The 13,665-nt window shown below is 59.5% G+C and carries 12 protein-coding genes; 9 read left to right on the forward strand and 3 right to left on the reverse strand.

Annotated elements, in window-relative coordinates; all coding sequences use genetic code 11:
- From ubiT to ubiV, 3 genes are all read left to right on the forward strand, one after another.
- A partial coding sequence (gene ubiT / locus AC2FND_RS17310; RefSeq protein ID WP_496771076.1) for a ubiquinone anaerobic biosynthesis accessory factor UbiT occupies positions 1 to 372 on the forward strand: 372 nt, incomplete at its 5' end.
- Entirely contained in the window at positions 372 to 1,349 is a 978-nt protein-coding gene (gene ubiU, locus AC2FND_RS17315) for a ubiquinone anaerobic biosynthesis protein UbiU (RefSeq protein ID WP_496771083.1), read from the forward strand. The genes ubiT and ubiU, both read left to right, overlap by 1 nt.
- A gap of 4 nt (positions 1,350 to 1,353) precedes the next feature.
- On the forward strand, positions 1,354 to 2,274 hold the full coding sequence (gene ubiV, locus AC2FND_RS17320; protein ID WP_496771077.1) for a ubiquinone anaerobic biosynthesis protein UbiV: 921 nt from the start codon (positions 1,354 to 1,356) through the stop codon (positions 2,272 to 2,274).
- A gap of 420 nt (positions 2,275 to 2,694) precedes the next feature.
- Here the strand turns inward: ubiV and AC2FND_RS17325 are convergent, their stop codons facing one another.
- The 3 genes from AC2FND_RS17325 to AC2FND_RS17335 form a co-directional block, all read right to left on the reverse strand.
- Positions 2,695 to 4,713 carry a CocE/NonD family hydrolase gene (locus AC2FND_RS17325; RefSeq protein ID WP_496771078.1) on the reverse strand — a complete coding sequence of 673 codons (2,019 nt, stop codon included), beginning with the start codon at positions 4,711 to 4,713 and terminating at the stop codon, positions 2,695 to 2,697.
- A 58-nt stretch (positions 4,714 to 4,771) separates the two neighbouring features.
- Positions 4,772 to 6,811, reverse strand: coding sequence for an oxidoreductase (locus AC2FND_RS17330; RefSeq protein ID WP_496771079.1), 2,040 nt, complete (start codon positions 6,809 to 6,811; stop codon positions 4,772 to 4,774).
- A gap of 279 nt (positions 6,812 to 7,090) precedes the next feature.
- Positions 7,091 to 8,017: a LysR family transcriptional regulator gene (locus AC2FND_RS17335; protein ID WP_496771080.1), complete on the reverse strand. Its 927-nt coding sequence runs from the start codon at positions 8,015 to 8,017 to the stop codon at positions 7,091 to 7,093.
- 157 nt (positions 8,018 to 8,174) lie between these two features.
- On the opposite strand from AC2FND_RS17335, the gene AC2FND_RS17340 reads away from it, so the two are divergent.
- The 6 genes from AC2FND_RS17340 to AC2FND_RS17365 all read left to right on the forward strand — a co-directional run bounded on the left by AC2FND_RS17340 (position 8,175) and on the right by AC2FND_RS17365 (position 13,519).
- The gene (locus AC2FND_RS17340) at positions 8,175 to 9,191 is read left to right on the forward strand and encodes a TRAP transporter substrate-binding protein (protein ID WP_496771081.1); all 1,017 of its coding nucleotides are present in this window, start codon (positions 8,175 to 8,177) and stop codon (positions 9,189 to 9,191) included.
- A gap of 67 nt (positions 9,192 to 9,258) precedes the next feature.
- Positions 9,259 to 9,795: a TRAP transporter small permease gene (locus AC2FND_RS17345; RefSeq protein ID WP_480477503.1), complete on the forward strand. Its 537-nt coding sequence runs from the start codon at positions 9,259 to 9,261 to the stop codon at positions 9,793 to 9,795.
- A 17-nt stretch (positions 9,796 to 9,812) separates the two neighbouring features.
- Positions 9,813 to 11,153 carry a TRAP transporter large permease gene (locus AC2FND_RS17350; RefSeq protein WP_209599381.1) on the forward strand — a complete coding sequence of 447 codons (1,341 nt, stop codon included), beginning with the start codon at positions 9,813 to 9,815 and terminating at the stop codon, positions 11,151 to 11,153.
- Between the two features lie 17 nt (positions 11,154 to 11,170).
- Complete coding sequence (locus AC2FND_RS17355) at positions 11,171 to 11,665, forward strand: universal stress protein (RefSeq protein WP_209599382.1); 495 nt, start codon at positions 11,171 to 11,173, stop codon at positions 11,663 to 11,665.
- Between the two features lie 26 nt (positions 11,666 to 11,691).
- The gene (locus AC2FND_RS17360; protein WP_209507924.1) at positions 11,692 to 12,078 is read left to right on the forward strand and encodes a nuclear transport factor 2 family protein; all 387 of its coding nucleotides are present in this window, start codon (positions 11,692 to 11,694) and stop codon (positions 12,076 to 12,078) included.
- 37 nt (positions 12,079 to 12,115) lie between these two features.
- Positions 12,116 to 13,519: an NAD(P)/FAD-dependent oxidoreductase gene (locus tag AC2FND_RS17365; RefSeq protein WP_496771082.1), complete on the forward strand. Its 1,404-nt coding sequence runs from the start codon at positions 12,116 to 12,118 to the stop codon at positions 13,517 to 13,519.
- Positions 13,520 to 13,665 lie beyond the last annotated feature (146 nt).

Genomic DNA, 13,665 nt, shown 5'->3' on the forward strand with positions numbered 1-13,665 from the left:
GTTCTTGATCCGACGGATTTGCCTGTTGTCCTGCTGCTGAATCCGAATGGCGGTGCCCCAAAGGTGACACTGACCCGGCGCGGCGGGACAGGGGTTGCGCGTATTTCCGGCCCTCTGGCGGCCCTTCTTGGGCTGGTTCACGGCGCGTTTGATGGCGATGCGCTGTTCTTCTCACGTGATCTGGTGATCGAGGGCGATACGGCTGCGGCGCTGGCCCTGCGCAATGCAATCGACGACGCGGAACTGGACCTCGCGCACGAGGCCGCAACCCTCTCCGGCCCGCTTGCGCGCCCGCTCAAGCAGCTCATCGCGTTGGTGGAACGTCGAACCGGCCTGTACCTGACCCGACCCGAAGACGCTGTACTATGGTAATGGAAATCGTCTGCCCGGCAGGAACGCCCGCCGCTTTGCGCGCAGCCGTCAAGGCCGGGGCGCATACGGTCTATTGCGGCTTCAATGATGAAACCAATGCGCGCAACTTTCCCGGTCTGAACTTCGACCGGGCCGAAATGCGCGCGGGCGTTGCCTTTGCCCATGACCACGGGGCCAGGGTGCTGGTTGCGATCAACACGTTTCCCCGCGCGGGCAGCGAAGCAATCTGGCACCGCGCCGTGGCCGATGCGGAAACCTGCGGCGCGGATGCCGTGATCCTCGCCGATATAGGGTTGCTGGATTATGCCGCGCGCAACCATCCGGGGCTGCGCAGGCACCTGTCCGTGCAGGCCGCAGCCGCCAATGCCGATGTGATCAACTTCTATGCCGAAACCTTCGGCGTCAAACGTGTGGTCCTGCCGCGCGTGCTGTCGGTTCCCGAAATCGCCGCCATCAACGCCGAAACAGAAGTCGAGACCGAGGTTTTTGTGTTCGGCGGGCTCTGTGTGATGGCCGAAGGCCGTTGTTCGCTGTCCTCTTATGCCACCGGGCTGTCTCCGAACATGAACGGCGTCTGTTCGCCCGCCAGCCATGTCGAATACCAGAACGATCAGGGCGCGTTGAACACGCGCCTAGGTGGCTACCTGATCCACCGGGTCGAACGAAATCAGCCTGCACCCTATCCGACATTGTGCAAAGGGTGCTTTTCCGCAGGTGAAAAGACGGGCCATTTGTTCGAAGACCCCGTCAGCCTGAATGCGGAACGGCTGATCCCGCAATTGCAGAAGGCCGACGTTACCGCGCTGAAAATCGAAGGGCGCCAGCGCTCGAAATCCTACGTTGCGCAGGTGGTTCGGAACTTCCGTGCCGCTGTCGACGCGCTTGAGGCCGGACGCCCTCTGCCCGAGGGGATGCTGGCCCGTTTGTCCGAAGGGCAGGCCATGACAACCGGCGCCTACAAAAAGACCTGGAGATAGCGCGATGGAACTGACCGTTGGCCCCAACCAGTTTTTCTGGCCCGTCGAGAACTGGATGTCTTTTTATGAGGATCTGGCCCATGCCCCCGTCGACCGCATCGTGCTGGGTGAGCTGGTTTGCTCCAAGCGCCTGCCGTTCTATCAGGACCGGATCCCCGACGCGATTGCCCGGCTGGTTGAGGCTGGCAAACAGGTTGCGCTGACCAGTCTTGCACTGGTGACGCTCAGGCGTGAACGCAAGCTGACCGCCGATCTGGCGGATCTGGGGGTCACGGTCGAGATCAACGATCTGACCGCGCTGGCGCATTTGCCCGAAAACACCGATTTCGATGTCGGACCGCTGATCAATGTCTATAACGAAGGCACATTGGCATGGCTGGCGTCACGCGGGGCGCGTCGCATATGCCTGCCGCCGGAACTGCCAATCGCCTCGGTCAGGGTTCTGGCACAAGCCGCCGCCAGTTTGGGTGTCGCGGTCGAGGTTTGGGGCCACGGTCGCCTGCCGCTGGCCATCTCCGGCCGGTGTTACCACGCGCGCCTGCATGGGCGCAGCAAGGATAATTGCCAGTTTGCCTGCGAAAACGATCCCGACGGGCTGGAAGTGCTGACCGGCGATGGACAGCCGTTCATGGCCATGAACGGTGTGCAGACCCTGTCAGACAGCTATGCCTGCACGGATCACCAGATCGAGTTGCTGCAAAGCGCGGGCGTCTCGGCCCTGCGCCTGTCGCCGCAATCTCAGGGGTTCCCAAGGCTGTGTGCCCTCTACCGACAGCGGCTGGATGGTCAGCTTGGCAGGGGCGATCTGGAACATGCGCTGCGCGCCGCCGATCCCGGTATAAGGCTAAGCGATGGGTTCCTGACCGGCGCATCCGGTGCTGAATGGTCGGGTTCGGCACGCGTGTCCACCGAAGCTGCACGCTGATCATTCTGGAAAAGTCCGGCATCCGTGGGCGAATGTTTGAGGCGACCTGAGCGGGCGACCCGGAAAATCCAAGGATCGACCCGCGCATTCAGGTGGGAACTGGCAGACGTTGCCGCACCAGTTCGCCCACAGGTTTGCCCTCAATGGCAGCAGCGCGTCGTTGAAATCATAATCGTCCGCGTGCAGGGGGCCCTCATCTATCATCGTCCGCGCCCAGCAGCATCGTCGTATGGTCGTTATGGCCGCAGGCAGGCATCCTTCTTCCTTGTGCCATTGCTACAGGGTTTTGCAATCCCGCTCAAAGATAGGTTCCGATTGATGCACGTTGCCCCCGGATGAGAGCCCTGAACAATTTCGATCCCGCGAGGGGAACACCAGCCCACGCATCACAAGACGGCAGGTCTGTAAACCATTCTGCGCCTACATCCCGTTGCGGGGGATGACAAAAGACTGTTCTTCCTCAAAGATCAGGTCGTCACCCGACCACGCCTTTAGGCGAGCGGTCAGGTGAAATTCGGTCGCAGTCGCCCTTTGTTCGGAACAGGTCCAGATCTTGGCGGACCACCCCTCGCGGTCGAAACCGGCGGTTTGCTCCATTGTGGCCACTGCCGACAACGGATCATCCGGCTGGATGGTATAGCGTCGATCCGACATATCGCTCAGCACCGTGCCGATATCGTCGAGGCGAATATCGCCCACCGGCCCAAAGACACCCCCGTCAAGGAAATACCTGTGTGTCACCTCGCCATTGGTCAGATCGGTGTGGACCGAACGCTCCATCGAACCGGAGCGAACGTTCGTCTTCCGCGGGGCGACGTCGGGACCCCGAGGTTCTGGCAGAGGGCGTGGGGCTGGCGTGTCATCTCGCTGGCTGCGCACGGGCAGGATCAGCCGCGATGTGCCGGGCCGGATCGTCAGCGTAACCGGCTCGGGCGCTGGCCACAGGACCGGCCAATAGGCGGACGCGATTTGCAGAACGATGCGATGACCCGCCAACACCCGATAACCGGTTCCATAAAGCGGGACAGTCACGTGCATGTCTTCGCCGGGTGTGATCGGTGTCGGTTCAGTGTCGCTGATCCGGTGGGTCAGATTGCAGAACCCGCGTGCAATCAATGTCTGCGCGCCATCCGGGGCCTCATCCACCAGCAAGGCCGCAACAAAACCCTGCGCCCGATCGGCAGAAACTGTCAGGTCTACCGAGGGCTGGCCCAGAATATCGATCGGCTCTCCAAGTGGCTCTGCTTTGAATTGCAGCGCCCCTGCGGCTTCGATCCGGCAATCTGCCGCCATATCTCCGGGTATTGCAAAGGAACACATGTCGCCCGCTGCGGCCCCGAAATTCTGCGGCGAACAAACCGACATCTCCCCGCCCGACCCGGCGGAGGCGTCCAGCGTTCCGTCATTCAGCCACAAGGGCTGGTCCTTGACATGTGGCGATGGCCAGCTTGGCTCCTCGATCCACCGCCCGTCGCGGTGCACATGTGTACCGGACGGGGCGGCACTGTCCTGCAGGAAAAACCGCAAGGGCGGCTCGTCCATCAGGCCCGTGTCGATCCCCTTCAGCCAATGGTCCCAGAACCGGATCACCTCGCCGACGAAATCGACCCGGGGCCCCGGCACCCCTTCTTGCGGGTACAGATGCGCCCAGGGGCCCATCAGGATCTTGACCGGCCCGCTCAGGTGTTCCGCGATGCGGAAAGGAGTGTCGCGATACAGGTCCATCCATCCGCCAAAGAAATACACCGGCACATCGACATCCGCGTAGTTTTCGCAGATCGAGCCGCGCCGCCACATGTCGTCATGGGTCTGATGTTCCAGCCACATGGCGGGCCAGAATTCGACCCCCTCCAACCGTGCGCGCCACATGTCGATCCAGCGATCCGCGCCCACGATCTCGGGGTCGGGCGGCATGGCATTGTACAGCTGCATGATCGAGCCCCACCAGAAATTGTCATTGGCCAGACAGCCGCCGTAAAAGTGAATATCCTCGCGCCAGCGGTCATCCGTTCCCATCACCGGCGCAATCGCCTTCAGCGCTGGTGGGCGGGTCGCGGCCACCTGAAAGGCGTTATACGCCCCCCAGCTTTTTCCGAACATTCCGACATTTCCGTCGCACCAGTCCTGAGCTGCAATCCACTGGATGATGTCGTGCCCATCCTGAATCTCCTGATGCGAATACTCATCCTCGGGGATCCCGTCGCTGTCACCATAACCGCGGATATCCACCCGGATCGACGCATAGCCTGCTGCGGCGAAATGCGGATGCATGCTTTCATCCCGCATCCGGGTGCGATCCCGGCGGCGATAGGGAATGTATTCCAGAACACAGGGAACAGGCGTCGTTCGGGCCGAGCGGGGCAGCCAAAGCCGTGCCGCAAGCCTTGCGCCGTCCGGCATGGGGATCCAAACGGTTTCGATGACCTCTGTGTTGCTCATGTCCGGTCCTTTGACTGACTGTCAGGTGAAAGGCTGCTTGTGGTGTGCTTCAATGATCTCACCACCGAAGCCCCAAGCGCAGCGCATCATAAATGGCGGCATGCGTGTTGCGTGATGAAACGGCATCGCCGATCCGGTACAGATCAAACCCCGCCTCTGGGACGGATTGCGGAAACACGGGGCCGGACCCGCCGACCAGTGCTTCATAATCCACGGCGCCCAGGTTGCGCGACAGCGGTTTCAGATCGAAGTACAGATCATCCAGTGGTAAAACACCCTGATTGACAACCACCTGATCATACAGGCGCTTTTCTGTCAGGTCCGAGTAATCCGTTCCAATGGCTGCCTCCAGCTGGTTGCCTGATCGCACCAGTGATTTCAGCGTCCGGGCGACTGTGAACACGGCCCCGGTCTTTTGCAGGGCCCGCATGTAGGGCACCAGGTTCATCCCCATGATTTCGGGGGCAAAACTGCGGTCGCGGGTCATGATTTCTACCCGCCCCCCTGCCTGCGCGATAGCCTCAGCCGCCATCAGGGCCGGGTGATCCCCCGCATCGTCATAGATAAGGACATTGTCGCCGGGGCGCACATCGCCGGTCAGGATATCCCAGGCAGTAATCGCCAGATCGTTACCCGTTTCCAGAACCGTCACCTCGGGCAACCCGCCGGTTGCGATCACCACCATGTCCGGCGCAAGCGCGGTTACAGCATCGGCGTCCGCAAAGGTGTTGAACCGAAATGTCACGTCGCGCGCCGCGCATTGGGCCATGCGCCAGTCGATGATCCCGATCATCTCGGCCCGACGTCGGGATTGCGCGGTCAGCCGCACCTGACCGCCGGGCTCAGGCGCGGCCTCAAGAACCGTGACGTCATGCCCGCGCTCGGCCGCAACCCGCGCCGCCTCAAGCCCGCCGGGGCCTGCGCCCACAATCACCGCGCGGCGGCGCGTTTCAGCGGCGGGGATCACATGCGGCATCGACAATTCGCGCCCGGTGGCCGGGTTGTGGATGCACAGCGCCTCACCCGCCTGATAAATGCGGTCAAGGCAGTAGGTGGCGCCAACGCAAGGCCGGATATCCTCTTCCCGTCCGGCCCGGATTTTGGCAACGATCATCGGGTCGGCCATATGCGCGCGCGTCATGCCGACCATGTCCAGCAGGCCCGAGGCCACCGCATGCCGCGCCGTTGCCACATCGGGAATGCGCGCGGCGTGAAAGGTCGGCATCCCTACCTCGGCCCGCACCCGCCCGGCAAAATCCAGATGGGGTGCGCTTTTCATTCCCTGAACCGGGATCACATCCGTCATGGCCGGGTCGGTATGAATACGCCCGCGAATGATGTTCAGGAAATCGACCTGACCACTGTCGCGCAGCCTTCGGGCAATCTCCAACCCTTCCGCTTCGGTGATGCCGCCCTTTTCCACCTCATCGGCGGTATAACGGACCCCTATGATGAAATCGCGCCCGACGCGGTCGCGGATTGCATCCAGAACCATGAAGCCAAAGCGCAACCGGTTGTCCAGATTGCCCCCAAAAGGCGCATCCATCCGATTGGTCATCGGCGACCAGAACTGATCGATCAGATGGCCGTAGGCCTGCAATTCAATTCCATCCAGCCCGGCGGCCTGCATCCGTTCGGCAGCATCGGCGTAATCGGATACGATCCGCGCAATGTCGAAATCTTCCATCTTCTTGGCAAAGGCCCGGTGTGCCGGTTCCCGGTCGTGCGACGGCGACAGGGACGGCAGCCAGTCACCCTTGTTCCAGCCCGTGCGCCGCCCCAGATGGGTCAGCTGGATCATCACCGCACAGCCATGGGCATGGCAGGCATCCGTCAGCTCCGCCATCCAGCGGACCACCTCGTCCTTGTACGCCAGGATATTGTTGAACGCAGGCGGGCTGTCGCGGCTGACAACGGCCGACCCCGCCGTCATGGTCATCGCAACCCCCGCTTTGGCCCGTACCTCGTGATAGGCACGATAGCGTTCCGTCGGCATCCCATCTTCGGGATAGGCGGGTTCGTGACTGGTCGTCATGATCCGGTTCTTCAGCGTCAGGTGCTTTAGCTGATAAGGTTGCAGCAAGGCATCGCGGCTCATGATAGCGCCTCGTGATCGGTTTGAGTGCGCAAGGCGGCAACAGGGTCGGATGACATGCGGCTCTCCGGTTGACTGGGGGCAAGAGGTGAGGGTCTTTGCCGATTGAAATCAAACTGGAATTGCCAAGTCAAATTTGTTTTCAATCGGACGTTTTCGACCCGATTTCCTCATGCCTTTCGCCGTAGTGGACAGGACAAGCGGGGCCGCGCGCCCCCGGCTGGCGCATGTCATCGGTTATTAAACGGAGTGCCCTCGCGCAAACAGGCGTCCGGGCCGGGCTCAGGGTGCCTCGGAATGGACGCTCAGCAGGGTTTCCAGAAACAGCTTGGCCGCGCGCGTCGGATCCGGCTGTTTCCGTGTCACCGCCGCAAAGCGCGTTCTGTATTTGATGTCCTGCGGCATCACCTGCCTCATAAGCCCCTTATCAACAAATTCCTGCGCCAGATGGTCCGGAAGAAAGCCCAGATAGCTGCCTGACAGAATAAGTGTTGCAAGGGCCTGCTCGTTCTGCACTTTGGCGGCGCGCCGAAACCCCAGTTGCTGGCCATAGATCAGGTTGGGCGAATTCACGTTCAGACCCGCATAGTTGTACGCCTGAATGTCCCGCAAACTCAGCGTGTCAGCGGACTGGCTGAACAACGGATTGTCCTGCCCGCAATACAGAAACATGTTTTCCCCATAAAGCGGCGCATAATGCAGGCTTGCCGAGGGGCGGTGCAGGGCGATGATCCCGACATCCAGCTGCCCGCTGATAACCATGGTCTCAATGACGTTGGGCGGTTCGATTGACAACTCGATCTGGATGGCAGGGGCGGCTTCGTTGAACCTGTGAATGGCGCGGGCAAGGCGCGCTTCGGGGTTCGTGGTACACTGATCGAACAGCGCCACGCGGATACTTCCTGCCAGTTGCTGCTTGATCTCGTTGACTTCGGTTCTGAACTGAGAAACCGAAATCAGCAGGTCTTCTGTCGCGGCCAGCACTTTCTCGCCGTCTTCAGTCAGGGAAAAACCCGCCGGGCCACGGTTGCACAGCTTCAAATCCAGCCGAAGCTCCAGATCCGATATGTGTTTCGAGATTGTTGATTTCCCGATGTTGAGCTCATTTTCCGCCGCTGAAAACCCGCCGCTTTCCGCAACGGTTTTGAAAACCCGAAGAAGGCGGATGTCCGTATCCCCGATGCGGGTGGCCAGTGGGTTCTGCCTCATATTAAAAGTTCGACATTTGTGAAACCTTTCGCGCAAATATTAACAACGACGAAACCATGTTGGCAAGATAGCCTCTTGTGGCCGAGGCAGAATCGGACTGGCCACCTTCTCCCCAGGCCATCGCGCACCTCGAAACACGACAAATGGGAGGACATCCATGTCATTTATCAAAAAGCTTGGCACCATCAGCGCCGCCGTTTCCGTTGCTGCACTGATGGTTGCGGGCACGGCTGATGCGAAGAACTTCAAGATCGCAGTGGGCGATAGCGCAGGAAGCGCACAGGAAGCTCTGGGCATCGCCTTCGTCAAGGCGCTGGAAGAGAAGTCGGGCGGTGCACATACCGCAACGCTGTTTCTGAACGGTCAGCTGGGGTCCGAACAGGACACCGTGAACGAGGCGGCGATCGGCACGCTGGATATGTCTCTGCTGGCGATCAACAACATCACGCCGTTCTCGCCTTCGGTCGGTGTTTTCACGCTGCCTTACGTGATCCTCAGCCTTGAAGATGCCGAAAAGCTGACCCAGGGCCCAATCGGTCAGGAACTGGTCGAAAACACCATCCGTGATGCCGGCGTGCGCATCATCGGCTGGACCTATACCGGTTTCCGCCGCCTGACCAACTCGAAAAAACCGGTCAAATCGGTTGCTGACCTTCAGGATCTGGTCATCCGCGTTCCCAAGAACGAGATCATGATCGAAACCTACAAGGCATGGGGTATCAACCCGACGCCGATGGCCTGGTCGGAAACCTTCACCGGTCTGCAAACCAAGGTGGTCGACGGGCAGGACAACCCTTACCTGACCATCAACGCGATGAAGTTCTACGAGGTTCAGGACCACGTCACCAACCTGCGTTACATCTTCTCGATTGAACCGCTGATCGTTTCAGAAGCTGTCTTCCAGGACCTGTCCGCAGAAGATCAGGCAATTCTCCTTGAAGCAGGACAGGAAGCCACCCTGGCATCCGCTCAGTTCCTGCGGGATTCCGAGGCCGCCATCAAGGAAGAGCTGACCGCCAAAGGCATGGAGATCATCGATCCCGAAAACGACGAAGCCGAGTTCATCGAACTGGCGACAAGCGCCGTATGGCCCCAGTTCTACGACTCCATCGGTGGCGTCGAAAAATTGAACACCGTTCTTGAAGCCATCGGCCGCGAGCCGGTGCAGCCATAATCGCCGCAGAGCGATACCGGGAAGAGCGCCACGGCGCTCTTCTCATCTCAGGGAGGAGTGAAACCACATGTTCTGGAAATTTCTGGACAACATAGAAAGTGTCATCTGCCGGATACTCTTATCCGGCTTTGTCTGCCTTTTGTTCGTGCAGATCATCGCGCGCGAAGTCTTCGGCTTCTCGGTCAGCTGGATCGAAGAACTCTCGGTCTACATGTTCGTATGGTTCGTCTATTTCGGTGCAAGTTACGCCGCCCTGAAAGGGGCGCATAACCGCGTGACGTTCCAGTTCAAATTCCTGCCTGACGGGTCGATCAAATATGTCGAAGCCTTTGCCGACCTCTTCTGGCTCTTCTTCAATGTCTACTTCCTCTATCTGGCGACAGACTTTGTTTTCAACAAGATGAACAAGTTCTGGAAATCCCAGACACTGGGCATCGAGATGAAGTATATCTACATGGTGCTGCCCATCGCATTTGCGCTGATGACCTTCCGCATCATTCAGGTGAATTACCGCCGCCTTGTCAAAGGCGAGGACATTCACGATCCCGACCAGATCGATCTGGACGAGATCAAGGCCGCTGCCGAAGCGGCCAAAGACCACTGAGACCGGGAGGGGTAACCATGGAATCCGAAATCGTCACGGTCCTGTTTGGATCATTTCTGTTCTTGCTGCTCATTGGCGCGCCGATCACGGTGGCGCTGGGTGTCGCGTCGCTGATCTCGTTTCTCTATCTGGGCGACAATCCGATCAAATTCGTGCAGATCGCCTTTACATCCGTGGGCTCGTTCCCGCTGATGGCGCTGCCAGCCTTTATCCTTGCCGGGGCCCTGATGGAGGCCGCCGGTATCTCAAAACGCCTGATCAATGTTGCCGAAAGTCTGGCCGGTCCCTTCACCGGTGGTATTTCGGCGGCAACGGTCATGGCCTGTCTGTTCTTTGGTGCCATCTCGGGCTCGGGCCCGGCAACAACCGCGGCTGTTGGGATGCTGATGATCCCGGCAATGATCGACCGCGGCTATGAGCGCGGCTATGCCTCGGCGATCACTGCGTCCTCTGGCGGCCTCGGGATTATTATTCCTCCCTCCATCCCGATGGTGATCTTCGGCATTGCCGCGCTCGGTATGGCCCCGCCGCCCGAAGCGGTCGAGAAATTCGGCACCTTCCAGTCGGTTTCGATTTCGAAACTGTTCATTGCCGGGTTCGTACCCGCCTTCCTGATCGCCACAAGCCTGCTGATCCTGAACTATTTCATGTCGAAAAAGCGTGGCTACAAAGGTGTCGCCGAGGGCTGGTCGATCCGCAATGTCGGGTGCGAGATGTATCGCGGGTTCTGGTCGCTGATGGCTCCGCTGGTGATCCTGGGCGGTATCTATACCGGCTTTTTCACCCCGACCGAGGCTGCAATCGTCGCGATCTTCTACACCCTGTTCGTGGGTGTTGTCATCTATCGCGAACTGACCTGGCAGTCGCTGTTCCAGTCGCTTGAAGCCACCACATGGCTAACCGGCCGCGTTCTGCTGATCCTGTTCACAGCAACGGTGTTTGGTCGTCTGCTGGTAGAAAACCAGATCCCGGCAATCATCGCAGAAGGGATGCTCAGCTTTACCGAAAACCTCTATGTGATCTGGGCGCTGATCATCTTCTTCCTGCTGTTCGTCGGCATGTTCATGGAAACACTGGCCACCATCCTGATCCTTGTTCCGGTGATGCTGCCGGTGGCCTATTCGGTGGGTATTGACCCGATCCATTTTGGCGTGGTGATGGTCTGTACGCTGGGCATCGGGTTCCAGACCCCGCCGCTGGGTGAGAACCTGTTCATCGCATCCGGTATCTCGAACATCTCGATCGAACAGATCTCGCTGCGCGCGCTGCCCTTTGCGGCCGCCAACACGATCGCGATCTTCATCATCGCCTTCTTCCCTGAACTGTCGCTGTGGCTTCCACGGCTGTTTGGCTACTGATCTGAAAGGATGACGACATGAAACAGATGGTCACCAACATCCTGTTTGCCACCGACCTGTCCGAAAACTCGGGTCACGCCATGCGCCATGCCGCCAGCATCGCGCAGGCCACCGGGGCGGAAATTCACGTGCTGCATGTGAACGAACCCCTGTCGGAAGACGCCAAGATCACGATGGAAATATTCATCATGAACGAAGAGACCCGCAAGACCGCGATTGAGCGTCGTCACGAGATGGTGCGCAGGGTTCTGGCCGAACGGCAAGCCAAGTTCTGGGCGCAGTTCGACGGCGACGACGGGAAAATTCGCGATCAGGTCACCTCGGTCGAGGTGACTGACGGCCATCCCGCAGAAGTAATCCTGCGCCGCTCGGTCGAACTGGGTTGCGACCTGATCGTATTGGGCGCGCATGATCACGGCTTTTCGCACACCTTCCTGGGAACGGTCGCAAAACGCGTTTTGCGGCGCTCCAGGATCCCGACACTGATCGTTCCGAACCCGGACGAAATGTAACAACCCCACTGACAAGGAAGTACAAAATGAACAAAACCCTGACCGCGCAGGACCTGGCGGATACGTTTGACGCGTTTAACCGCCACGACATCGACGGCGTGATGACCCACTTCGCCGACGACTGCGTGTTCTACACCGTGGCCGGTGACGAAAAATACGGCAACAAGGTTGAAGGTGCCGAAGCCATCGCCGCTGCGTTTTCGGGCGTCTGGGCAGGCATGAAAGACGCCCATTGGGATCATCACAGCCATTTTGTCCACGGTGATCGTGCGGTGTCCGAGTGGACCTTCTCGGGAACCGATGCAAACGGTATGCGGATCGAAGCTGAAGGTGCGGATCTGTTCACCGTTCGTGACGGTAAAATCGTTGTAAAACAGGCGCTTCGCAAAACGCGCCCAATGTTCAAAGCCTGATCCGCCGCCCTGCGCGCAGCCTCGGAGAAAAACAAGAATGGTGGATAACAGCATCCCGCGTCACTGGCCCAAGGCCAGCTATGACCCGAAATATGACCCGATCATTGATGCGGGTCCGGGTCACAATCGCGACCACGCGCCCACATATTGGATTGGAACGGCCGGAACACCTCCGGCCGATGATGGACCTGTGTCCAGCGATATGGATGCAGATGTGGTGGTGATCGGATCGGGGTATACCGGCCTGTCCACCGCCATCCATCTTGCCAAGGAACATGGCATTCAAGCCGTTGTTTTAGAAGCAAATACCGTCTCCTGGGGCTGCTCCACCCGCAACGGCGGGCAGGCCCAGATCTCATCCGGGCGGCTCAAGCGGTCGCAATGGATCGAACGGTGGGGAACGGACGTGGCCAAGCGCATGCATGCCGAGGTCACAGAAGCGTTTCAGCTGTTCAACGATCTGATTGCGACCGACGATATCGATTGCGACCCCCAGCCGGGTGGCCACTACTACATCGCGCATCGCGACAAGGTCATGCCGTCCCTCAAGAAAGAGAGCAAGCTGCTCAACGATGTGTTCGGCTATGGCTCGCGCATCCTCTCTCGGGAAGAGCTGCATGAAAAGCACGTGCGCGATATGGAGGCCGCAGGTGCCATGTGGGAACCTGACGGGACCTGTATCCATGCGGGTAAACTGGCGTTCGGATATGTCAACATGGCACGCCGTCTGGGGGTGAAAATTCACACCGGCAGCCCAGTCATGGGATGGCAGACGAAGAACGGCGTGCATCATTTGCGCACACCGGGCGGCATAGTCCGCGCCAAAACGGTGGCCCTGGCAACCGCGGGCTATACCCCACCGGGTTTGAACACGCGCACAAAGCACCGACTGATGCCCATCCTGTCCAACTCGATGGTGACACGGCCGCTGACCCAGGCCGAACTGGATGAGTGTGGCATTCAGACCAAATCACCCCTGACGGACACCCGCACCTTGCGCCATTACTATCGTTTGTTGCCCGACAACCGGATGCAGATCGGCAGCCGCAGCGCGGTAACGGGGCGGGACGCCGAGAACGAAAGACATCTGGAGCTTCTGAAAAAGGGTCTCGCCCGAAAGTTCCCGGCGCTGACGGATATCAACCTCGACTTTTCGTGGTGGGGCTGGGTCGATGTCAGCCACGATATGATGCCGCGTATCTTCCAGCCGGACCCGGAACAGCGCGTGTTCTACGCGATGGGATATGGTGGCAACGGCGTGATGTACTCGGCTCAGGCCGGGCGTCGTATGGCACAGCTGATTGCGGGCAAGAAAGACAAGGCCTTTGCCCTGCCGATCTTCACGTCCCCGCTGCCCAGCCATGGCATCCTGACACCCTTCCGCCGCCTGGGTCAGCGTATAGCCTACGTCGGCTATTACCTCCGAGACGAAATACTGTAATTTACCAACGCTTTGGCGTTCCGAAGATAAGGAAACACCCCTATGAAGATGACGACGGAAGAGGCCTTTGTTAAGGTTTTGCAGATGCATGGTATTGAGCATGCGTTTGGGATCATTGGCTCTGCGATGATGCCGATTTCGGATCT

It is taken from the genome of Ruegeria sp. BHSB056, from assembly GCF_059613305.1.